Origin of the sequence: Staphylococcus sp. LKG3-1 (assembly GCF_048568385.1) — a bacterium.
Lineage (GTDB): Bacteria > Bacillota > Bacilli > Staphylococcales > Staphylococcaceae > Staphylococcus > Staphylococcus saprophyticus.
This window is the reverse complement of record NZ_CP183796.1, coordinates 2,003,344-2,028,670: the sequence shown is the minus strand read 5'-3', so window position 1 is coordinate 2,028,670 and position 25,327 is coordinate 2,003,344. Positions and strand designations below refer to the sequence as shown.

General features: G+C 33.7%; 17 protein-coding genes and 1 pseudogene. 4 read left to right on the top strand and 14 right to left on the bottom strand.

The genetic code is table 11. The features are described from left to right. Positions 1-508: 508 nt before the first annotated feature. A complete protein-coding gene (locus ACM595_RS09955; protein ID WP_419744284.1) occupies positions 509-9,091 on the bottom strand; it encodes a putative Ig domain-containing protein in 8,583 nt (2,860 codons plus the stop codon). A 1,316-nt stretch (positions 9,092-10,407) separates the two neighbouring features. On the opposite strand from ACM595_RS09955, the pseudogene ACM595_RS09950 reads away from it, so the two are divergent. After that, positions 10,408-10,674, top strand: a pseudogene (locus tag ACM595_RS09950) (aminotransferase class III-fold pyridoxal phosphate-dependent enzyme); the annotation flags it as partial. A gap of 58 nt (positions 10,675-10,732) precedes the next feature. Further along, a complete protein-coding gene (gene bioB, locus ACM595_RS09945) occupies positions 10,733-11,722 on the top strand; it encodes a biotin synthase BioB (RefSeq protein ID WP_041080315.1) in 990 nt (329 codons plus the stop codon). Positions 11,723-11,936: 214 nt separating this feature from the next. Here bioB and ACM595_RS09940 read toward each other — a convergent pair whose 3' ends face one another. Together ACM595_RS09940 and ACM595_RS09935 are read right to left on the bottom strand one after the other, a co-directional pair. Continuing rightward, positions 11,937-12,365, bottom strand: coding sequence for an Hsp20/alpha crystallin family protein (locus tag ACM595_RS09940; RefSeq protein WP_419744283.1), 429 nt, complete (start codon positions 12,363-12,365; stop codon positions 11,937-11,939). A gap of 21 nt (positions 12,366-12,386) precedes the next feature. Beyond that, complete coding sequence (locus ACM595_RS09935; RefSeq protein ID WP_160279506.1) at positions 12,387-12,554, bottom strand: hypothetical protein; 168 nt, start codon at positions 12,552-12,554, stop codon at positions 12,387-12,389. A gap of 756 nt (positions 12,555-13,310) precedes the next feature. On the opposite strand from ACM595_RS09935, the gene ACM595_RS09930 reads away from it, so the two are divergent. Continuing rightward, on the top strand, positions 13,311-15,410 hold the full coding sequence (locus ACM595_RS09930; RefSeq protein WP_419744282.1) for an AAA family ATPase: 2,100 nt from the start codon (positions 13,311-13,313) through the stop codon (positions 15,408-15,410). Positions 15,411-15,642: 232 nt separating this feature from the next. Here ACM595_RS09930 and ACM595_RS09925 read toward each other — a convergent pair whose 3' ends face one another. From ACM595_RS09925 to ACM595_RS09915, 3 genes are all read right to left on the bottom strand, one after another. Continuing rightward, positions 15,643-16,611, bottom strand: coding sequence for an NAD-dependent formate dehydrogenase (locus tag ACM595_RS09925; protein ID WP_115340396.1), 969 nt, complete (start codon positions 16,609-16,611; stop codon positions 15,643-15,645). Between the two features lie 168 nt (positions 16,612-16,779). Further along, positions 16,780-17,130, bottom strand: coding sequence for a DUF2294 domain-containing protein (locus ACM595_RS09920; protein ID WP_037539162.1), 351 nt, complete (start codon positions 17,128-17,130; stop codon positions 16,780-16,782). 80 nt (positions 17,131-17,210) lie between these two features. Next, entirely contained in the window at positions 17,211-17,831 is a 621-nt protein-coding gene (locus ACM595_RS09915) for a phosphatase PAP2 family protein (protein WP_002484329.1), read from the bottom strand. 212 nt (positions 17,832-18,043) lie between these two features. On the opposite strand from ACM595_RS09915, the gene ACM595_RS09910 reads away from it, so the two are divergent. Beyond that, positions 18,044-18,649 (top strand): class I SAM-dependent methyltransferase, encoded by a 606-nt coding sequence (locus ACM595_RS09910; RefSeq protein WP_069826053.1) that lies wholly within the window; start codon positions 18,044-18,046, stop codon positions 18,647-18,649. A 3-nt stretch (positions 18,650-18,652) separates the two neighbouring features. Here the strand turns inward: ACM595_RS09910 and add are convergent, their stop codons facing one another. The 8 genes from add to cobA form a co-directional block, all read right to left on the bottom strand. After that, positions 18,653-19,627, bottom strand: coding sequence for an adenosine deaminase (add, locus tag ACM595_RS09905; RefSeq protein ID WP_069822146.1), 975 nt, complete (start codon positions 19,625-19,627; stop codon positions 18,653-18,655). A 425-nt stretch (positions 19,628-20,052) separates the two neighbouring features. Then, on the bottom strand, positions 20,053-20,301 hold the full coding sequence (locus ACM595_RS09900) for a hypothetical protein (protein WP_241091775.1): 249 nt from the start codon (positions 20,299-20,301) through the stop codon (positions 20,053-20,055). A gap of 50 nt (positions 20,302-20,351) precedes the next feature. After that, positions 20,352-20,966: an adenylyl-sulfate kinase gene (cysC, locus tag ACM595_RS09895; protein ID WP_011303992.1), complete on the bottom strand. Its 615-nt coding sequence runs from the start codon at positions 20,964-20,966 to the stop codon at positions 20,352-20,354. A gap of 18 nt (positions 20,967-20,984) precedes the next feature. Then, the gene (gene sat / locus ACM595_RS09890; protein ID WP_011303993.1) at positions 20,985-22,163 is read right to left on the bottom strand and encodes a sulfate adenylyltransferase; all 1,179 of its coding nucleotides are present in this window, start codon (positions 22,161-22,163) and stop codon (positions 20,985-20,987) included. A 15-nt stretch (positions 22,164-22,178) separates the two neighbouring features. Then, a complete protein-coding gene (locus ACM595_RS09885) occupies positions 22,179-23,090 on the bottom strand; it encodes a sulfite exporter TauE/SafE family protein (RefSeq protein WP_037539163.1) in 912 nt (303 codons plus the stop codon). A 20-nt stretch (positions 23,091-23,110) separates the two neighbouring features. Further along, positions 23,111-23,722, bottom strand: a complete 612-nt coding sequence (locus ACM595_RS09880) for an NAD(P)-binding protein (RefSeq protein WP_037539164.1) — start codon at positions 23,720-23,722, stop codon at positions 23,111-23,113. Positions 23,723-23,747: 25 nt separating this feature from the next. Continuing rightward, complete coding sequence (locus ACM595_RS09875; RefSeq protein ID WP_041080308.1) at positions 23,748-24,488, bottom strand: sirohydrochlorin chelatase; 741 nt, start codon at positions 24,486-24,488, stop codon at positions 23,748-23,750. Between the two features lie 46 nt (positions 24,489-24,534). Next, positions 24,535-25,308 carry a uroporphyrinogen-III C-methyltransferase gene (cobA, locus tag ACM595_RS09870; RefSeq protein WP_002484340.1) on the bottom strand — a complete coding sequence of 258 codons (774 nt, stop codon included), beginning with the start codon at positions 25,306-25,308 and terminating at the stop codon, positions 24,535-24,537. Positions 25,309-25,327: the final 19 nt, after the last annotated feature.

The following is a 25,327-nucleotide window of genomic DNA, read 5'->3' as shown; positions in this document are numbered from 1 at the left end:
TGCGTTCCTATCCAATATAATATTATAACGCAATTAACAAAGATATTGTGCACGTATGCATCAAAAAATCCTCTCACTATTTCAGTAGTGAGAGGATTTTTTAGTATGGCTAGTCGCCTATTTATCATTGCATTTGCGTAGCCAGTTCATAAATAGAACAACGATGTAACCACTAAGAAATAATAATAAGGTTAGAACTTTTTGTAACACATCCATTATATTGTTTTCCCTTATAAGTAACTTTTTAAAATACAGTTTTATTGTTAATTTAAAGTTTTTGTAGATACCACACTAATTTATACTAACATGAATCTTAAAAAATACCCATGTAATTGATAAAAGACAACAATTATTTAATAAAATTAACCAACATATAATAAATAAACAAACCTTAGACGAACTTATATCTAAGGTTTGTTTACGTTTTGAAGCTAGATCATATCAATATTGATATGATCTAGCTTTTTAATGCTCAAATCTTTGCTCTAATAAAAAGATAGAATGCATGTTATTGTTTTTTCTTTCTTCTTCCTAATAATAATATCCCTGCAATAGCTGCTAAAATACTACCTAATAATGTAGCATTATTATTTTCATTTTTACCAGTTTTTGGCAAGGCTTGTTTTTTATTATTTGATGTTTTCTTATCTTGGTTAGATGCATTATCCTGAACATTATGATTACTATTTTCTTCCTGTGTATTAAGATTATGTGATTCGTTTGACGCACCTGACTCACTCGGCATGCCTAGTTTGCCTGAACCTTTCGGTGTCACTGTAATCGTAAATGTTGTTTCTGTCTTATTACCATTCACATCCGTTGTCACAACTGTTACTGGATATTCTCCTACTTCTGTTGGACTACCATTGATTGTGTTTGTTTCTGGATCGAAAGTTACACCTTCTGGTAAACCACTTACCTCATTAGTAACAGGTTTGCCACTGTTATCTTCACTTTGAATTGTGATTGAATCAATCGGTGTGTTTACTTCTTTTTCTTGATCTGGAATTGCTTCCACCGTTGGTGCTGTTTTATCCGTTACTGTAATCGTGAATGTTGTTTCTGTCTTATTACCATTCGCATCTGTTGTCACAACTGTTACTGGATATTCTCCTACTTCTGTTGGACTTCCACTAATTGTGCTTGTTTCTGGATCATACGTTACACCTTCTGGTAAGCCACTTACTTCGTTTGTAACTGGTTTTCCACTATTATCTTCACCTTTGATTGTTATTGTATCAATTGGTGTATTTACTTCTTTTTCTTGGTCTGGAATTGCTTCCACCGTTGGTGCTGTTTTATCCGTTACTGTAATCGTGAATGTTGTTTCTGTCTTATTACCATTCGCATCTGTTGTCACAACTGTTACTGGATATTCTCCTACTTCTGTTGGACTTCCACTAATTGTGCTTGTTTCTGGATCATACGTTACACCTTCTGGTAAGCCACTTACTTCGTTTGTAACTGGTTTTCCACTATTATCTTCACCTTTGATTGTTATTGTATCAATTGGTGTATTTACTTCTTTTTCTTGGTCTGGAATTGCTTCCACCGTTGGTGCTGTTTTATCCGTTACTGTAATCGTGAATGTTGTTTCTGTCTTATTACCATTCGCATCTGTTGTCACAACTGTTACTGGATATTCTCCTACTTCTGTTGGACTTCCACTAATTGTGCTTGTTTCTGGATCATACGTTACACCTTCTGGTAAGCCACTTACTTCGTTTGTAACTGGTTTTCCACTATTATCTTCACCTTTGATTGTTATTGTATCAATTGGTGTATTTACTTCTTTTTCTTGGTCTGGAATTGCTTCCACCGTTGGTGCTGTTTTATCCGTTACTGTAATCGTGAATGTTGTTTCTGTCTTATTACCATTCGCATCTGTTGTCACAACTGTTACTGGATATTCTCCTACTTCTGTTGGACTTCCACTAATTGTGCTTGTTTCTGGATCATACGTTACACCTTCTGGTAAGCCACTTACTTCGTTTGTAACTGGTTTTCCACTATTATCTTCACCTTTGATTGTTATTGTATCAATTGGTGTATTTACTTCTTTTTCTTGGTCTGGAATTGCTTCCACCGTTGGTGCTGTTTTATCCGTTACTGTAATCGTGAATGTTGTTTCTGTCTTATTACCATTCGCATCTGTTGTCACAACTGTTACTGGATATTCTCCTACTTCTGTTGGACTTCCACTAATTGTGCTTGTTTCTGGATCATACGTTACACCTTCTGGTAAGCCACTTACTTCGTTTGTAACTGGTTTTCCACTATTATCTTCACCTTTGATTGTTATTGTATCAATTGGTGTATTTACTTCTTTTTCTTGGTCTGGAATTGCTTCCACCGTTGGTGCTGTTTTATCCGTTACTGTAATCGTGAATGTTGTTTCTGTCTTATTACCATTCGCATCTTTTGTCACAACTGTTACTGGATATTCTCCTACTTCTGTTGGACTTCCACTAATTGTGCTTGTTTCTGGATCATACGTTACACCTTCTGGTAAGCCACTTACTTCGTTTGTAACTGGTTTTCCACTATTATCTTCACCTTTGATTGTTATTGTATCAATTGGTGTATTTACTTCTTTTTCTTGGTCTGGAATTGCTTCCACCGTTGGTGCTGTTTTATCCGTTACTGTAATCGTGAATGTTGTTTCTGTCTTATTACCATTCGCATCTGTTGTCACAACTGTTACTGGATATTCTCCTACTTCTGTTGGACTTCCACTAATTGTGCTTGTTTCTGGATCATACGTTACACCTTCTGGTAAGCCACTTACTTCGTTTGTAACTGGTTTTCCACTATTATCTTCACCTTTGATTGTTATTGTATCAATTGGTGTATTTACTTCTTTTTCTTGGTCTGGAATTGCTTCCACCGTTGGTGCTGTTTTATCCGTTACTGTAATCGTGAATGTTGTTTCTGTCTTATTACCATTCGCATCTGTTGTCACAACTGTTACTGGATATTCTCCTACTTCTGTTGGACTTCCACTAATTGTGCTTGTTTCTGGATCATACGTTACACCTTCTGGTAAGCCACTTACTTCGTTTGCAACTGGTTTTCCACTATTATCTTCACCTTTGATTGTTATTGTATCAATTGGTGTATTTACTTCTTTTTCTTGGTCTGGAATTGCTTCCACCGTTGGTGCTGTTTTATCCGTTACTGTAATCGTGAATGTTGTTTCTGTCTTATTACCATTCGCATCTTTTGTCACAACTGTTACTGGATATTCTCCTACTTCTGTTGGACTTCCACTAATTGTGCTTGTTTCTGGATCATACGTTACACCTTCTGGTAAGCCACTTACTTCGTTTGTAACTGGTTTTCCACTATTATCTTCACCTTTGATTGTTATTGTATCAATTGGTGTATTTACTTCTTTTTCTTGGTCTGGAATTGCTTCCACCGTTGGTGCTGTTTTATCCGTTACTGTAATCGTGAATGTTGTTTCTGTCTTATTACCATTCGCATCTGTTGTCACAACTGTTACTGGATATTCTCCTACTTCTGTTGGACTTCCACTAATTGTGCTTGTTTCTGGATCATACGTTACACCTTCTGGTAAGCCACTTACTTCGTTTGTAACTGGTTTTCCACTATTATCTTCACCTTTGATTGTTATTGTATCAATTGGTGTATTTACTTCTTTTTCTTGGTCTGGAATTGCTTCCACCGTTGGTGCTGTTTTATCCGTTACTGTAATCGTGAATGTTGTTTCTGTCTTATTACCATTCGTATCTGTTGTCACAACTGTTACTGGATATTCTCCTACTTCTGTTGGACTTCCACTAATTGTGCTTGTTTCTGGATCATACGTTACACCTTCTGGTAAGCCACTTACTTCGTTTGTAACTGGTTTTCCACTATTATCTTCACCTTTGATTGTTATTGTATCAATTGGTGTATTTACTTCTTTTTCTTGGTCTGGAATTGCTTCCACCGTTGGTGCTGTTTTATCCGTTACTGTAATCGTGAATGTTGTTTCTGTCTTATTACCATTCGCATCTGTTGTCACAACTGTTACTGGATATTCTCCTACTTCTGTTGGACTTCCACTAATTGTGCTTGTTTCTGGATCATACGTTACACCTTCTGGTAAGCCACTTACTTCGTTTGTAACTGGTTTTCCACTATTATCTTCACCTTTGATTGTTATTGTATCAATTGGTGTATTTACTTCTTTTTCTTGGTCTGGAATTGCTTCCACCGTTGGTGCTGTTTTATCCGTTACTGTAATCGTGAATGTTGTTTCTGTCTTATTACCATTCGCATCTGTTGTCACAACTGTTACTGGATATTCTCCTACTTCTGTTGGACTTCCACTAATTGTGCTTGTTTCTGGATCATACGTTACACCTTCTGGTAAGCCACTTACTTCGTTTGTAACTGGTTTTCCACTATTATCTTCACCTTTGATTGTTATTGTATCAATTGGTGTATTTACTTCTTTTTCTTGGTCTGGAATTGCTTCCACCGTTGGTGCTGTTTTATCCGTTACTGTAATCGTGAATGTTGTTTCTGTCTTATTACCATTCGCATCTGTTGTCACAACTGTTACTGGATATTCTCCTACTTCTGTTGGACTTCCACTAATTGTGCTTGTTTCTGGATCATACGTTACACCTTCTGGTAAGCCACTTACTTCGTTTGTAACTGGTTTTCCACTATTATCTTCACCTTTGATTGTTATTGTATCAATTGGTGTATTTACTTCTTTTTCTTGGTCTGGAATTGCTTCCACCGTTGGTGCTGTTTTATCCGTTACTGTAATCGTGAATGTTGTTTCTGTCTTATTACCATTCGCATCTGTTGTCACAACTGTTACTGGATATTCTCCTACTTCTGTTGGACTTCCACTAATTGTGCTTGTTTCTGGATCATACGTTACACCTTCTGGTAAGCCACTTACTTCGTTTGTAACTGGTTTTCCACTATTATCTTCACCTTTGATTGTTATTGTATCAATTGGTGTATTTACTTCTTTTTCTTGGTCTGGAATTGCTTCCACCGTTGGTGCTGTTTTATCCGTTACTGTAATCGTGAATGTTGTTTCTGTCTTATTACCATTCGTATCTGTTGTCACAACTGTTACTGGATATTCTCCTACTTCTGTTGGACTTCCACTAATTGTGCTTGTTTCTGGATCATACGTTACACCTTCTGGTAAGCCACTTACTTCGTTTGCAACTGGTTTTCCACTATTATCTTCACCTTTGATTGTTATTGTATCAATTGGTGTATTTACTTCTTTTTCTTGGTCTGGAATTGCTTCCACCGTTGGTGCTGTTTTATCCGTTACTGTAATCGTGAATGTTGTTTCTGTCTTATTACCATTCGCATCTGTTGTCACAACTGTTACTGGATATTCTCCTACTTCTGTTGGACTTCCACTAATTGTGCTTGTTTCTGGATCATACGTTACACCTTCTGGTAAGCCACTTACTTCGTTTGTAACTGGTTTTCCACTATTATCTTCACCTTTGATTGTTATTGTATCAATTGGTGTATTTACTTCTTTTTCTTGGTCTGGAATTGCTTCCACCGTTGGTGCTGTTTTATCCGTTACTGTAATCGTGAATGTTGTTTCTGTCTTATTACCATTCGCATCTGTTGTCACAACTGTTACTGGATATTCTCCTACTTCTGTTGGACTTCCACTAATTGTGCTTGTTTCTGGATCATACGTTACACCTTCTGGTAAGCCACTTACTTCGTTTGTAACTGGTTTTCCACTATTATCTTCACCTTTGATTGTTATTGTATCAATTGGTGTATTTACTTCTTTTTCTTGGTCTGGAATTGCTTCCACCGTTGGTGCTGTTTTATCCGTTACTGTAATCGTGAATGTTGTTTCTGTCTTATTACCATTCGCATCTGTTGTCACAACTGTTACTGGATATTCTCCTACTTCTGTTGGACTTCCACTAATTGTGCTTGTTTCTGGATCATACGTTACACCTTCTGGTAAGCCACTTACTTCGTTTGTAACTGGTTTTCCACTATTATCTTCACCTTTGATTGTTATTGTATCAATTGGTGTATTTACTTCTTTTTCTTGGTCTGGAATTGCTTCCACCGTTGGTGCTGTTTTATCCGTTACTGTAATCGTGAATGTTGTTTCTGTCTTATTACCATTCGCATCTTTTGTCACAACTGTTACTGGATATTCTCCTACTTCTGTTGGACTTCCACTAATTGTGCTTGTTTCTGGATCATACGTTACACCTTCTGGTAAGCCACTTACTTCGTTTGTAACTGGTTTTCCACTATTATCTTCACCTTTGATTGTTATTGTATCAATTGGTGTATTTACTTCTTTTTCTTGGTCTGGAATTGCTTCCACCGTTGGTGCTGTTTTATCCGTTACTGTAATCGTGAATGTTGTTTCTGTCTTATTACCATTCGCATCTGTTGTCACAACTGTTACTGGATATTCTCCTACTTCTGTTGGACTTCCACTAATTGTGCTTGTTTCTGGATCATACGTTACACCTTCTGGTAAGCCACTTACTTCGTTTGTAACTGGTTTTCCACTATTATCTTCACCTTTGATTGTTATTGTATCAATTGGTGTATTTACTTCTTTTTCTTGGTCTGGAATTGCTTCCACCGTTGGTGCTGTTGTATCTGTCACCGTAATCGTAAACTCCGTAATTGTTTCATTATAAGTGCTGTCTGAAGTAATAATCGTGACTTTATAGTCTCCAACTTCTTTTGGACTACCACTAATGGTATTCGTCGAAGGATCATATGTTACGCCATCTGGTAATCCATATACATCATTTCTCACCGGTTTACCACTGTCATCTTTTGCATTAATTGTTACTGAGTCAATAGCTGTGTTCACTTCTTTCGTTTGATTTGTGATCTTATCAACTGTCGGTGGTGTCGTATCAGATACAATAACACCTGAAGAGTTACTCGTAGAAGGTGCAGCTTTACCTACTTTATTAGTATTAGACATACTACTAATATTAGATCCAGACAAATTAACTTTACTTTCTATAAATGTTCCTGCAACAAATGGTTTAGAAGTTTTGCTATCAACAACAATAATGTATGGCGAACTTATATTCTTAAGCCCAATCGATATTGTTCCATCAGTATTAAACACTGGTTTATATTGTGAAGTTACATCTGTTTTATCAACGTATTCAGCACTACCACTCTCATTTAAAGTTGTAGCATCATTTACTTTATAAATAGTAATATTAGTATCGTTCTTATTAAACTGACTTATAGTGTTTGGAGATTTACTATTATCTACATACGGCGTCAATTTAATATTAGCATTATTTATAGAGTAGTTTTTAGCGTTTATCGTATATGTTGTATTATATGGATGATAACCTTCTTTTTTTTCTTTTACTTCAGTTTCTTGAAATACATTTGACGTTGAAGCATCACTACTAAAAGCAATAGTTTTAGTATTTTCAAATATTTGATTCCCAACTTTAAGTTCGAGATTATAATTTCCAGACTTAAGCGTAGTTTTAAAATTAACAATTTGCATAAGAGAGACATTTACTTTTCTATCTTTATACTTTTCTGCATTATCTGTAAATTTAAATATAAATGAATTATTATCTGGACTATATGTACCTTTTGCATAAATATTACTTTCATTTTCACCTAAAAGAATACCATTATCTCTATCAGTTGACGTCGGCTTTAATTCTTTAGGCATTTTTACTTCGAAGTAATCATTTCGTTTCACTTCATTTGGAATATCTAAATCAAAACTGATTGGATATGCCTTACCTTTTGTCCAAGTACCATCTGCGTATTTAACATTAGATACCTTTATTAAATCATTTACATCTTTACCTCCAATAACAGTTGTATCTCCAACTGCATTCTTCACAGCAGTTACTTGTGCATCTCTCGCTGCTAAACTTCTAGTTTTTAAATTCGTGGCTTTCAACTTATTTTCTACTACATTTTTTTCATCTGATTTATTTTTTAAATCTTCTAAAGAAATGACTTCATCATTTGTATTGTCAGATTTAATTAATAAACCACTGTCTGCTATTTCCTTAGTAGTTATTTGAGTATTATTTTCAGGTGCCGAATTATTTGCAGTAGTTACTTTTTCAGTTGTTCTATCAGCAGTAATTTTATTATTTATTACATTAGATTCTTCAGATTGTTCATTATTTTCAGCAGTATTTTTTTCTGAATTTGTTCCAGTTTTTTCTTTTAGTTCATCTTGTTCGTCAAACTTCGCAATTTTTTGCACTTCGTCTTCATTCTGTTTCTCAGACTTCGCGTTTTCTTTTACTTCATCTTTGTCCTGTTTCTCAGACTTCGTGTTTTCGTTTACATCATCTTTGTCCTGTTCCTCAGACTTCGTGTTTTCGTTTACTTCATCTTCATTCTGTTCCTCAGACTTCGTGTTTTCGTTTACATCATCTTTGTCCTGTTCCTCAGACTTCGTGTTTTCGTTTACTTCATCTTTGTCCTGTTCCTCAGACTTTGTGTTTTCGTTTACATCATCTTCGTCCTGTTCCTCAGACTTCGTGTTTTCGTTTACATCATCTTCATTCTGGACTTCAGATTTCGCGTTTTCTTCTATCTCTTCATTATTATTTTTATTTATTTTCCTATCTGAAGAATTAGTTTCTTCTTGTTTCGCTGAAACTTCTTGATAATTCTCGTTTGTGTTAATATTCTGTTTTTCATCTCTTCCATTTCCTGTGCTTTCAACATCTTGCTCTGAATTTGTTTTTTCTGGAGAATTTTCTTGTTCTTTAAATGTTGCTTTTTCATTTGTCGTTTCATGTAATCCTTCTTGCTTTTCATCTATAAGTCCATCTACATGTTGAGAATGTTCATTGGCAGTTTCTTGCGTATTTAATTGACTATTTTCTTTTGTTTCATCTATCCCTTGTTTATCATCATTTTTTCCGCTATCTGTCACATGTCCAATATTTGATTGAACATCAGATACCGTTTCAGCTGCCTCTACTTTAGTAGAATGAATGGTAAAAGATAAGCTCAATCCAATTAAAACTGAACCTGCACCAAATGTATATTTTCTAATTGAAAATCTTTGTTTTCCAGTATGTTTTCCCATAAACATCACCTTTTCTTAATATTTTAAAAATTATCTAAATGCAAGCAATCAAATTTTTAAAAAGATACAAAATTCAATTTGGTTTGGTATCAATCTCTTTAAATGAAAACAATGATTGCCTGTCTGAAAAAGAAATCATAAATTAATGATTGTTGAAGGAGGAGTCTTTGCTCTTTCTTCAATCTATGTAAATTATAACACATTTTCTTATCATCAAATATCAAGAATGATTTTAAAAAAGAAGAGATTAAAAAATTAAAAATGAATAAACTTCTAATTTTTTATACCAAAACAGCTCCTTATAAATTTAAAAAACGTAAAATTCAACATAAAAAATTTGCGGTTTCCTTTATTACTTTTGAAATTTTAAGTATCAATGAATAACACAAATTCGTTTTCTATCACTACTTAAATTTCGTTTTTGATATTTCATTTTTTTAAAAATGGCTTATTCTAATAGAATAAAACTTTAAAATTCTTTATTCTATTAGAATAAAAGGGTATCTGAAGCCCTTTAAATAGGCTTTATTTATAGGATTGGGGGTCACATTAACAATGCCAGTCGTAATTTATAGAATAAAAAATACTAATGCATTTTTGTCTAATGTAAATGTTCTATAAGTGCTGTTATAACAATGTTTATAAAGATATAAAGTGACGAAGAAATGGTAAGAAAATACATCAGCTATGCTTATTGACACGTCAGTGGCATTGTATTTCCTTATGCTCTTATTTTTTATTCTGCTTTCAGCATAAAAAATAAATGATTTGTACAAAAGTTAAATGAATAAAAATGATTTTTCGCTATCATAATGACTCATTCTTTTCGTACCAAATCACTCAAGTTTATCTTTTTAATTAAAAGATGTTACGATACGTGATCAAAAGAACGTAAGAGTAACTTTATTTAGCTGTTTACAGCAAATAAACGTATAGAAAATGTACTGCTAAGAAGAACATTAGATATACCTTACTACCTTTAGAAAATTCAATTTTTAACTTTAAGTCAGTAAATTATTATTCATTAATTTAAAATTTGTCTAAAATCATCAACAGTATATATAAAGTATATTTTCCCTTCTTGGTCATACCATTATTTAAACGTAGGGTTAAATGCAAACCAGAAGTCTGACGATAACTTCAAGAGTTTCTAGGAAGTTTTTTGGAATATTAGTAATTAAGGCCTCTCTTTTTTAGATAAATGTCAGATTTATTTTTGTATTTAATGGGAGTGCTTCACCTCAAATGTAAACTTTTTTATTTTTTAGTTTACATTTAGAACGCTTAGTTTTATTATCAGTACTAATACAGATATAGGAAAGAGTGGTGAAATGTTTGCTTGTAATCATGAAAATGTGCGCTAGATATCATGTGTCTAGGTAAGACGATTACGGGGGGATTTACCTTTAGCTGCTACTTTAAATTCTCAATAGATTTATAAAACATTTTTAAGCGATAATCATAGCGTTAATACATTTTTACATAGCTATACTTACCCCGGTAACCAAATAGTATGTTCCATTGCTTTAGAAAATATTGTTACTTTTGTTCCAATTTTAAGCATATTAAATAAAGAAATTTAAAAAATGGTTAATATTTTTGAAAAAGCACTACACAATATATTAGATGAGGATGATTAATATGAATTTAGCTGAAAAGATTTTAAAAGGAGAAACCTTAACTAAAGAGAGGTTATTGAAAATATATGAAAATCCTAATATAGATACATTAGATTTATTGAACGAAGCCTATATATTAAGAAAACATTATTATGGAAAAAAAGTGAAATTAAATATGATTTTAAATGCTAAGAGTGGTATATGTCCGGAGAACTGTGGTTATTGCGGTCAATCTAGAGATATGAAACAAAAGCAAAGATACGCTCTAGTGCCAGAAGAACAAATTGTTAGCGGAGCCAAAGTAGCTCACGAGAATAACATAGGTACATATTGCATTGTCATGAGCGGCCGAGGACCTAGTAACAAGGAAATTGATCATATAAGTAGAACAGTAGAAGAAATTAAATCAAACCATCCTCAACTGAAAATATGTGCGTGCCTTGGTTTAACTAATGATGAACAAGCTAAGAAGCTCAAATCATCTGGCGTTGATAGATATAACCATAATATAAATACGAGTGAAAACTATCATGAAGAAGTTGTAACTACCCATACTTATAAGGACAGAACAAACACTTTAGAAATTATGAAAGAAAACAATATTTCACCATGTTCTGGTGTGATTTGTGGGATGGGAGAATCAAATCAAGATATCATAGATATGGCTTTTGCCTTAAAAGAAATAGATGCAGATAGTATTCCTATTAATTTTTTACATCCTATTAAAGGTACAAAGTTTGGAGAAATGGATGAATTGACACCCATGAAGTGCTTGCGACTTATATCTCTATTTAGGATTGTCAATCCATCTAAAGAAATTAGAATTGCTGGCGGTAGAGAAGTTAATTTGCGTTCACTACAACCTTTGGCCTTAAAGGCAGCAAATTCAATATTTGTAGGAGACTACTTAATTACTGGAGGACAGCCTAATAAATTAGATTATAAGATGATAGAAGATTTGGGATTTGAAATCGACTCTGGATATAATGAGCTGAAAGAAAAAGTAGAATAACCTTACAAAGTGATTTTAAAAATTACAAGAAGAAGGTTTATATGGAGAGATTAAATCTATTGAATCCATTCATGGTAAAGATATACATGTAGATGGGAAAATGATATTAATTTCGCCTCCAATGATTATCGATACAAGAAGAAACTCGTTTTCAACTCGTTGCTTAAAACCCTAAAAAAGAGATGTGAAAATATTTTCACATCTCTTTTTTATATTAATTGATATCTATAACTTTTCTTTGACTATTTTCTGTTTTTGGTAAATCTACAGATAAAATACCATCTTCAAATTTAGCCTCAATATTATCTTCATCTATATTATTAAGTGAATACATTCTCTTCACGTTACTATAAGATCTTTCTTTTTGAATGACTTTACCTTCATCATCTTTTTCTTCATTTACCTGATTATTTTCAGCAGAAATTATTAGCGTCCCATTTTCATAAGAAATATCTATTTGGTCTTTTGAAAATCCTGGAAGCTCTGCTTTTAATTCATATCTATCGTCTTTTTCACTAATATCAGTTTTTATACCTTGTTCATCAGTAAAATTACTAAAAAATTGTCTTCCAAAATCTCTAAACAATTCACTTGGTGTCATATCAAAATAATCTCTTCCAAATGGTTTTAAATTATAAGTCATAACAATCACTCCTTATCATATTTAACCTATTTTTTGATTCATATTTTTGACATAATCCAAATCATTTAAATACTCTTCCCAATTACTGTTGAATTCGAATTCAACAAAAGGCTTAAATTCAAATACACCATCAAAATTAGACATATTCTTAAAAGGAATTAGTTTTTTTGAATTTTTATCTAAACTCATATCAACCCCTCCCTATAAAGCATATAACTATTTTCACTATATATATAACATAAAGGTCGAAGTTGGTCAATAAATTTTCTCGGCATAAATACGTGGTCTATTTATTTTGCTTTTCTCCAAAATATTAAGATAAAAACACTCCCATACCACCAATAAAAACTGCAACAAAAATCCCAATCCACATTAAAATAGACATAGAAAACGCTCCTTTTAAGTAAACTCTATCACAAGAACGATTTAAAATTTAAATACCTTTATTTTGAATTTTAAAAGGTCATTTTAAAGATTTAGAGGTAAATCATATAGTTTTATGCCTAAAAACGTATATAAGATCTTAAAACGTAAATATAGACCAAATAAATATATCTTAATTTCACAAACAAAAATTTGATAAATAAATTCGGTTAGATCAATTTCTTTTTAGCATCTTTAAATAATCCTGAATAAACTGATACCTGTTTACTTTTAAGTGATTTATAGAATGCATTAAATACTTTTTGATTTAATCAAGCTGCAATTAACAATTTTGATTCTTTAATATAGACAGTTATAAAAAATAATTTTTTAATATGTTTAACAATATACTATAAGAGGAATAATACACGTAGGGATTTAAATTTAATTAGCAATTGGCATTAAAGAATTATCTTTACACATATAATAAATGAATTAATTAATTCATTTATTATTGATTCGAAGCATTCATGATTTAATTGTTGTCTTAAGTATTTCTAAAATTTCTTAGAGGTGATATGTATGAGTAATGGATTTTTCAATGATGATTTTGATTCAATTTTCAGAAAAATATTCCAAGATATGCAAGAATCTGTTAATAATGGTAATAAAAAATATTATATCAATGGTAAAGAGGTTTCTCCCGAACAATTAGCCCAATTACGACAACAGCAACAACAAGGCGGAAATTCTGCTGAGCAAAGTGCGCGTGCATTTCAACAATCTAGCACTCAAGGACAAAATGATGAAAGTAATTATTTGGAACAAATTGGGCGCAATTTAACACAAGAAGCACGTGATGATTTATTAGATCCAGTAATTGGTCGTGATAAAGAAATTCAAGAAACTGCTGAAGTCTTAAGTAGACGTACTAAAAACAACCCTATTTTAGTTGGTGAAGCTGGTGTAGGTAAAACAGCTATTGTTGAAGGTTTAGCACAAGCCATTGTTAAAGGTAACGTACCAGCATCTATTAAAGATAAAGAAGTCATCTCAGTAGATATTTCTTCCTTAGAAGCTGGCACACAATATCGTGGCGCTTTTGAAGAAAATATCCAAAAATTAGTTGAAGCTGTTAAAGAAGCGAAAAATGTTGTATTATTCTTTGACGAAATTCATCAAATTATTGGTTCAGGTTCAACTGGCGGTGATTCTGGTAGTAAAGGGTTATCAGATATAATTAAACCTGCATTAAGCCGTGGTGAATTTTCAATTATTGGTGCAACTACACAAGATGAATATCGGAATAATATTTTAAAAGATGCTGCATTAGCACGTCGTTTTAATGAAGTACTTGTTAATGAACCAAGTCCTGATGACACTTTTAATATTTTAAAAGGTCTCCGTGAAAAATTTGAAGAACACCACCATGTTGAATTACCAGATGACGTATTAAAAGCTTGTGTAGATTTATCAATTCAATATATTCCACAACGTTTATTGCCAGATAAAGCTATTGACGTACTAGATATTACTGCAGCTCACTTGTCAGCACAAAGTCCTGCAGTAGATAAAGTAGAAATTGAAAACCGCATTACACAATTACAAGATGATAAAAGTAAAGCCGTGAGTAACGAAGAGTATAAAGAAGCTGACAAATTCCAAAAAGAAATTAAAGAACTAGAAGATAAACTAGAAAACAACAATGGCAAAAACAATACTAAAGCTACTGTAAAAGACGTGTCTGACTCAATAGAACGTTTAACTGGTATTCCTGTATCTCAAATGGATGCAAGTGATATCGAAAGATTGAAAAAAATCAATAAGCGCTTAAAAGATAAAATTATTGGTCAAGATAAAGCTGTTGACCTTGTTTCTCGTGCAATTCGTCGTAATCGTGCTGGATTCGATGAAGGAAACCGCCCAATTGGTAGCTTCCTTTTCGTAGGCCCTACAGGTGTAGGTAAGTCAGAACTTGCAAAGCAGTTAGCGATTGATTTGTTCGGTAACAAAGAGACGTTAATTCGCTTAGATATGAGTGAATATAGTGACCAAACTGCCGTATCTAAAATGATCGGAACAACTGCTGGTTATGTAGGTTATGATGATAATTCAAACACATTAACAGAGAAAGTTAGACGTAATCCATATTCAGTTATCTTATTTGATGAAATTGAAAAAGCCAATCCACAAATCTTAACTTTATTATTACAAGTTATGGATGATGGTCACTTAACAGATGGTCAAGGTAATGTCATTAACTTTAAAAACACAATTATTATTTGTACTTCTAATGCTGGCTTTGGTGACGGAAATGAAGAATTTAATGATATTATGGATGAAATGAAAAAATTCTTCCGCCCTGAATTCCTCAACCGTTTCAATGGTATCGTTAAATTCGAACATTTAGATAAAGATGCATTACAAGACATCGTGAACTTATTATTAGAAGATGTTCAAAAAACATTAGATAAAAAGGGAATCACAATAAACGTCACACAAGATGTCAAAGATTGGCTGATTGACAAAGGCTACGACAAAGAAATGGGTGCGCGTCCGTTACGTCGTGTTGTTGAACAAGAAGTACGCGACAAAATCACAGATTACTACTTAGATCATACAGAAGTAAAACATGTAGATATCGTACTTGAAAATGATGAAGTCATAGTTAAAGGTAAATAAACTGTTACACTAAGCACAGGAATCTATATTAAAAAAGAGTCTGGCACGTGAATACAAAAAACGCCAGCAAGATAGTTTCGAATTGAAAATTATCTTGCTGGCGTTTTCTATTTATCAATTAAAATGTTTTTGCCGTTTTTTATAAATCACTTAAGAGTAAAGAAATTCTTGTATATTCAAGGTTATTTAAAGATAAGCGAAAATAATTCATACAAAGAAAAGATTAGAAAAATCATAAATAACCTTCGTTATTGAAAAAACGCGTTAAGATATCTTTGACGCCTTCTTCAATACGCGCTTGTGCTTCTAAAGTCATACCTGAATAATGCACTGTCATACCATTTCTAGGCATCGTTCTCCATGGGTGATCTGCTGGTGCTGGTTGTGGATACCAAACATCACCTGCGTAACCTTGAATATGTTTCGCATTTAAGAGTTCCACTAAATCGTTTGTATTTACAATTTTACCACGTGCAGTATTTACTAAATAGCTGCCAACTTTCATACGGCTTAACACATCATAATCAAATAAGTCATCTGTTTCAGGTGTTAAAGGCGCATGGATTGTAACCGCATCACTTGTTGATACTAATTCATCAAAATTAACAAAAGTAGAATGCTCATTATCTTTTTGATTGATTGGGTCATAGTGTTGGATTGTTACATTAAATGGCGCCAATCTTTCGGCTACAAGTTGGCCAATTCTACCGAAACCAAAGATACCAATTGTTTTATTTTGTAATTCATGCGCATGGTTACCAACTTTTGATAAGTTCCATTCGCCATCTTTAGCTTGTCTATGACCTTCTTCGTAATTTCTCAATAAGATGAGTAAGTCCATAACTGCATGTTCTGCAACACTGATTGTATTACTACCAGTGACTTCTACTACACCAATATTGTGTTCACTTGCCGCTTGTAAATCGACGTGGTCTGAACCTACTCCTGCAGTGATTGCTAATTTTAAATTAGGTGCTTTTTCAATACGTTCTTTCGTCATATATGCTGGATAAAATGGCGCACTAATAACGATATCCATATCTGCTAAATGTTTATCTAAATCAGCTTCATTATCTGTTAATATAACGAATTCGTGTCCTTTTTCTTCTAAAAATGGTTTCAAACCAATTGCTCTTTCAGTATTTAATAATTGATTATCTTCGCCTGCTACGGATTCTGGGAATAATGCTACGATTTTCATGCTTATCTCTCCTAATAATTTATTTTTAAAACTGTGCAATGTTACTGAACTTATGTGCATCTTCGAAGCAAAAAAATACTCGATACGATTTGCACATACCACCTCCTTGAATGAATCATTCAAAACGTAGTTAGCAAACAGCACCGAGTACCTTACACCATTCCGTATTTATTCAATTGATTTATCGAATACAAATATTGATACAACCTCATCATCGGCTAAATCAATATCTGTAAATAATTTAACAAATTTAGCTCCAACGAGCGTTTCCATTTCATCTAATTTAATATCGCTGTATAACTGTTTTATCTTTTCAGTGCGGTTATAGTGAAGCATGACTTCATTTTGTTTATCGCCTAAATAAAACTGTTCAACTTTACTTAACGCGCCCGTCATATAGGCAATAGCCCAGTTTCCTTTAAACGAAACTTGTACTTTCTCAGGCCCTTTACCTACATGTTGTTTACGATAAGAACGAATTAAATTTGAAAATTGTTGTTCTTTTTTATGTGATTCTATTTAACTCACCTTCTTCACAAAGTAATGAGTTATAGCTTTCATTTACTTATAATTCTATTATATATCAAGCAATTTAAAATTCAAGTGTTATTACTTTTTTTAAAAATCACACTAAAAATACCTTTAGTTTCAAATTCAATATATAGTGTTTGTATTAATATATACAATACACATAAACTAGCTATCGTATCTGTGAAATAATGTGCTTGTAAATAAATTCTAGATATCATAATTGATAAGATTAATATCGCGCCTATAAAGATGACAGCCTTATGTTTCACTAATAATACAATCAAACTAACTAAGATACATACACTTAACACATGCATACTAGGAAAACTATAACCATCGATGGCCGCACTCGGTCTTGGACGTTGGATAGCATATTTTAAAAAAGTTCCAATAGCAAAGACACTAAAACACCAAAATCCATACCAAACACATTTAAATCTATCATAAATCAGTAAACCTAGTAATATGATTAACACCATACATAAACAGGCTATAGGTGAAAATACTGTTGAAATCATTGTTAAATATTGAACGATTATCTCTGAAGACATCGTACGATGTAGTAATTGATATATGCTGGCATCCATATTTTCCGTTAAATTAAACGCAATGCATATAATTAGTATGATGAGACACAGACTGCCTATCGTCATTTTTAAATAATTATTCACGTTGACTGTTCCTTCCATTACACATTCTTCTATATATAATAGTAAACCAAGTATTTTAAATTTACTCAATCCTACTTTAGGCTTATAAATGTTAATATGATAAAATCATAAGATTTATAATGTATATGATTTTGAATAAAACGATTTGTATCCTTGCATGGTCTTATGCTAAAATCAATTAAAGACTTAATGTATCTATAATAACCATTAAATACTAAAGAAGTTTTACCTTGAATAAAGACCAGTTTGAACAAATGGCTCACAAGTATAACCACCCTGACAGAATTCACCTAGCACAAATCATTGCCCAAGCAACAAATCAATTGCTCAATCATACAACTTACCATTCATTATTAGATTACGGTGGTGGCACTGGACTCGTAACATTAAATATAGATCATCACTTTGAACAAGTCACACTTATGGATGCCTCAACTCAAATGGTAAATATTTTTGATGAAAAAATATCAGCATTAGAAAAGACTTCTATTCAAACACTTGTCGGCGATATTTTGGCTGATGATCATCCATTAAACCAATCAACCTATGATGTCATTTTCTTATCTTTAGTCTTACTTCATAGTGGTGACTATAAAGCTTTATTGCATAAACTTTACACGCACCTCAATCCAGGAGGCATGCTGATTTTAGTTGATTTTGATAAAAATGAAAATGTTCAGCATCCAAAAGTTTACAATGGCTTTAAGCAATCTGATATTCTAGAAACCTTTGCTCAAATAGGTTTATCACAAACACAGGCTTATACATTTTATGCTGGTGATCATCTTTTTATGAATCAACATGCTAGTGTATTTATTGCTTCGGGTTTTAAATAATTTTTACATTTTTAAGTGTAACTGCTTTCTCTCTTCGTCACTTAAAAATGCATAGTCTACTGCTCTTTCATTAATATATTGAACTTGTTCTAATGTGATCATTTCATTTTCTATAAGTAAAGTATATTCTTCATTTAATGATGTCTGTGTAACGGTTCTATTATCTGTATTAATTAAAAAAGGTATATCTTGTTCTAGCAAATAAGGTAAATTTAATGCTTCTAACCCTGTAATGGCTTTGGTTTGAATATTACTTTTTGGACACATCTCTAAGAGTACGTCATTTTCTTTAACAAACTGCAATGATTGTTTATCTTGATTTATAGCAACACCATGTCCAATACGTTTCGAGCCTAATTTAATACCTTCTATCACATTATGCATACAACCGCACTCTCCAGCGTGTAGCGTAAGATTGAAACCTTTATCTAAGCCATATTTTATTGTATCTTCAATCGCTACAGTAGGAAATCCTACTTCAGGACCTGCAAAGTCAATGCCGCAAATTGTTTCATGATGATGTTGATGAATAAAATCAAAAAGTGCTTGGTTTTGTTCAGTATGATGTTGGCGCATCGCACATATTAACAAATTAACGCCTATCCCTAATGTATTAACCGCTTCATTAACACCTAACTCTACTGCTTCCAACACCTCTGTCATCGTTAACCCTTGATCCATATGAAATAATGGTGCGAAACGAATTTCAATATATTTCACATTATCGTTATATGCTTGCTTGGCAACATCTACAACCGCACGTTTCAAACTATCTTTTGTCTGAAGTACTTTTAATATTTCATCGAAACACTGTAAATAGTCATCTAAACTATCACACTGACTACTGACAAATAATTTTGATTCATCTAAGTTAACGCCTTGTTCATCTGCAAGTTGTCTAATCAATTCAACACTTGTTGAACCGTCTAGGTGACAATGTAATTCAACCTTGGCAATTTCTTCTATGGACTTATTCATGCTTAGAACCTACCTCTACCTACATTTGATTATGTTTAAAATTTATCTATTTACTATATCATGATGCATTTAACTTTGCTACGACTCAAATTACATGTCGACATAACGTTGAGCCATCATTTTTAATCAACTCATTTTAAGTTAAGTATAACCAAAAAGCAGTGTCTGATGATGTATAGTCATATAAATACAATGTATTTTGGGCGAGACGCTTGAAGAAACAGGACAAGCTAAAAACCTCAGACTGAAGCTGGATCCTTAGAAAGTGAGCCAACCATACGAAAAATTAAATAAAGAAGAAGCGCTCAGATCCATTGAATTAAATCACCTGAGCGCTTCTTTTTCTGGGGTTGATGTATCACTTCCCCATTATTATACAATAAACATTATCTACATAGCTTGATAACATTGATTAAAAATAGACATCATATTTCACCTAAGTAACCTAATATGACTAGTGAAATACCTAAACCAACATAACTCATAATGAGTAGCGTGACAATAATTTTCAATTCAGTCAAAAAATATTTTCTATCTTGTCCTTTATTTACAAGCCAAACACCTAAAACCACGACGAGTACAAAAATTATAATCAAACAATATGCAATTATATTTAAAATGCCCATATCAATGCCCCTTTGCGTACGATTCACATGTTGACCTTCTGTATGCATCAGTTATTTCGCACATCTCTATCACGTTCTCCCAAACATCAATGCTTAACCTATACTGGTTTCACATCAAGATAGTCATGTACTTTTAAATAGTCAATAATTTGATTAACAGCTGTTTCAATACTGTCTTGCTCTGTATCTATAATAATTTCTGGATTATTGGGCTCTTCATAAGGCGCATTGATTCCAGTAAATCCTTTAATTTCTCCGTTTCTTGCTTTTTGATACAATCCTTTAGGATCTCTAGATTCACACGTTTCTATACTACAAGACGTGTATATTTCGATAAATTCTTTGTCGTCTAATAAGTTTCGTACTTCATCTCGGTCAGCTTGATAGGGCGATATAAACGCTGTAATCGTAATTAATCCTGCATCGACCATGAGTTTACTTACTTCGCCAATACGACGTATATTCTCTTTTCGATCTTCCGGACTAAAGCCAAGATTGTTATTTAAGCCATGTCTGACATTATCTCCATCTAGTCGGTACGTATGTACTTGTTGTTGATATAATGCTTTTTCTAATGCTACTGATATCGTAGATTTACCAGAACCTGATAAACCCGTAAACCAGATGACAACACTGCGATGTTGATTACGTTGTTGTCTTTCTACTTTCGTAACTGCTGATTCATGCCATGTAATATGATTTGAAGTGGCCATGTTCAAACTCCTTTGATCTTATTTTTCTTGTAATCCTTTGATAAGTACATCCGCTACCTCTGGTCTTGAAAAAGCTTTCGGCAAGGACTCTCCGTTTTTTAATTTTTCACGAACTTTCGTGCCACTCAAATGTAAATGTTCTGAAGCATCGTGTGGACATGTTTTGGCTGTTGCCATATTTTCACAAACATTGCAGTAAAAAGCATGTTCAAATTTCAAAATTTGTATGCCCAATTCATCTTCATATTGTGCGATGAGTGTTTGCGCATCGTAAGTTCCATAATAATCACCGACACCCGCGTGATCACGTCCTACAATAAAATGCGTGCAACCATAATTTTTTCGTACTGTGGCATGTAATATCGCTTCACGTGGACCTGCATAACGCATCGCAGCTGGATAAATAACTAATCTCGTTCTATTTTCCGGGTAATAATTTTTTAATATCACTTCATAACTTTCCATGCGAACGGCTGCAGGAATATCATCTGATTTTGTTTCACCTACTAAAGGATTCAGTAATAAACCATCTACAGATTCTAAAGCTGCTTTTTGAATATATTCATGTGCACGGTGTACAGGATTACGCGTTTGAAACCCAACAACCGTTTTCCAATTTAAGTCATAAAACAATTGTCTCGTCTCAGATGGGTCCAAATGATAATCGACAAATTCATCATGTTTCGGTCGATCTACTAGGTGAATGGGTCCAGCAAGATAGACACTGCCTTTTTCATATACCTTCAATACACCTGGATGTTCAATATCCGTAGTACCATAAACGAATGCTGCTTCTTTCTCCTTGTCATAGGTATATTTTTCCTCAAGTTCAAGCACACCATATAAATGATTATCTTCACCATATAACGCAATGCTTTCACCGATTTCAAGCTCATTTGCTTTATCTTCCGTAACCGGCAACGTAATCGGTATACTCCACACTAGACCGTTTTTCAAATGGAGATTTTCAACGACTTCATTATAATCCGCTTCATTCATAAAACCTGTAAGTGGACTAAAACCACCAATGCCAATCAGTTCTAAATCTGATAAACTCCAAGGGTTCAGTGTAATGGCTGGCATGGAATGCGATACTTCCAACATTGTTTCCTTAAGCTCAGCGTTAACTTCTCTATTAATTAATGTACCACCATGTGGTTGAATCGTATTTTCAATAATCTCTTTTGTTAATGCCATATTGATTCACTCCTTTTAATCTATCTCATTTGCGTTAACATTCACTTTCTTTTTAGAAAAATCTATGGGTAGCTTTTTATTTTGATATAAAGCGAAAATAATTAAGCCTATCCAAAGCAGTATGACTGCAATTTTTATCACTATGGAAGTTGTTGCATTTAATTGAAAAACACTAATTAGTGAACTGCTATTTGTAAAAATAATCAGCCCACCAACACAGACTGCTAATATATTCATCGGCAAAATTTTAACTAACCATGCTGCAAAAGGTGCAGCAATCAAACCACCAATACTTAGCGCAATCACTAACCCCCAGTTAATCTGGCTCCATCCCAAGAAGATAATGAAACTGATGGATGCTGAAATAGTGACAAAAAATTCACTTGCAGATACTGTACCTATGGCATATCTCGGTTCTAGCTTTTTCTGTGCTAATAATAAAGGTGTGTTGACTGGACCCCAGCCGCCACCACCAATGGCATCTAAAAATCCTGCAACTGCACCTTGGGGAATCATGGCGTAACGCCCGATCGTCGAAGGATCTTTAACAACTGTTTGATTACGTTTATATAAAAATTGATATAAAATATAAATGCCCATTGTTAATAGAAATATTGCTATAAAAGGTTTAATCAAGTCACTATGTATATGACTTAAAAACGCTGCGCCAATAAATGATGTAATCGCACCTGGTATTGCTAACTTAATCATGGTAGGTTTATGTACATTTTCAAATTTCAGATGTGAGGTACCAGAAGCAGCCGTTGTTGCAATTTCTGAAAAATGTATTGTCGCGGATGCAATTGCTGGTGCGATACCAAATGTGAGTAATATTGATGATGATGAAGCACCAAAACCCATACCTAGTGATCCATCAATGAGCTGAGCAAGGAATCCTGCAAGTGCAAAGATAAATAATTTATGCATTTGTCGTGCCCCTTCCGACTTTAGTTTAGTGATTCAAGTTTCTTTATCATTTTGATTTGTTTATTTTTATCTCTATAGGATGGATCTAACACATGTTTCAAAAAATCTTGTTTTTCTTGTGTCGTTAAATTACTTCGTTTGATACGCTGTCTGCATTCATATAAAAAATCCACATACGCTTCATAACTGAGATCGAAGCGCGCTTTAAACTCTTCTAAAATTTGTGCAGTGAGCGTTGGACTTGCACCATTTGTAGAAATACTCAGCGTTAATCGGCCTCTTCTTAATATGCTTGGAAATACAACATCACCAGCATGTGCTTTAGTCGTCATGTTTAGTAATGCGTGTTGCGGTTTAGAAGCAGCGATTTGTTGATTTACGCGATTATCATTCGTGGCAGCAATGATTAAATCTGCTTCCGCGATATCAGTTACTTCAAATGATTTAGCACACCAACTCATCTCACCCTGTTCGTAGCGATGATATAGTGCAACCGTAAGCGAAGGACTAATGACTTTAATATGGGTTGTATAGTTAACTAATGTGCCAATACGACGTTCAGCAACCTGTCCACCGCCCACAATCACGACGCGTTTATTAGAAATATCTATCATAAGTGGTATGAATGGCATACCATCACTTCCTTGTTAAAATGAATTACTGTGTCACATATTCAAAAGTCTCTTCAACACGTGCTTTCAATGCATCTTGTAAATGTTGATGTTTACCCAATCGTTTACACAATATAATCTCTTTATCATTTTGATATTCTGTAACCGTATCAATGATTTGTTGATCTAAAATACCTGTAAACCATAAATAAGGCACAATATATATTTGGGAACATTCCGTTTGTACTGCGCTGTGTAGTGCATCTTTGAATGCAGGCTTACAAGCTGCTAAGTAGCAAGTCTCGATATCTTCAATTTCAGTTTGTTCATACAACTGTGTCTTGATTGTAGAAATATCTTTTTGTGTTTGGGGATTATAGCTGCCTCTACCGATAATGAGCACTTTTGCATCCGAATTAGGCGTCACGCCAGATTCTTCAATTCTCTGCTTTAATATCTCAGTCAGTCTCGGTTGTACGCCTAACGGTCTGCCATAGGACACATGTACATTAGGGTATCTTTGCTGACTATGTTCAATTTCTGCTGGAATATCTTTGTAGTAATGCCCTGCACTTAATAACAACACTGGCACGACTGAAATCTCTGTCGCACCTTTATCTACTAGACGCTGAAATCCTTGTGCCAAATTCGGGCTGGTTAATTCTAAAAAACATGTTTCCTGTAATGGCACATTGACCTGCGCTTTGACTAAATCAATAAAGTCTGTCGCTTCGTTCACTGCATCTGGAACCCTACTACCATGACTCACATATAAGACACCTCGCATAGTTACCCCTCCTTATTTATAGCGATAAACTCACCTGTTTTACTTTCTATTGATATGTTAATTTCGCTACTGCTGATTCAACAGGCATTTCTTCAAACCAACTAATACGTTCTCTTAGTTTGACTACTTCTCCGACAACAATCATCGCTGGATTTTCAATATCCTTTGCTACTTCGACGATGTTTGACAATGTGCCTACCACAGTTTTTTGAAATTCAGATGTTCCCAGATGAATTAAAGCGACAGGTGTCTCAGATGAACGACCATGTTTCATCAATAATTCACTAATTTCAGGTAATTTTTTAACACCCATATAAATACATAACGTTTCCGGTCCAAGTGCAAGATGTTTCCAGTAACTTTCTTTATCTATGTTTTTATTAATCACACCTGTTACAAACGCAACAGATGAACTATAGTCACGATGTGTCACTGGAATACCTGCATATGCTGGTGCTGCAACACCTGAAGTGATGCCAGGAACGATTTCGAATGGTATATGATGTTCGGCTAATATTTCTGCTTCTTCTCCACCTCTACCAAAGATAAATGGATCTCCACCCTTTAATCTTGTGATGGTTTGTCCTTTCTTTGCTAGATTGACGAGTAATTTATTCGTATCTTCTTGTGGTAATGAATGACGATTCGGATCTTTCCCACAATACATAAATTTCGCTGAAGGCGATGCATGATTTAACAACGCCTTGTTCACCAATCGGTCATATAAGATGACATCTGCTTGTTCAATTGCTTTTAACCCTTTAACTGTAATTAGATCAGGGTCTCCAGGCCCTGCGCCTACTAAAAATACTTTCCCCATCCTGTCACCACTTTCTCAA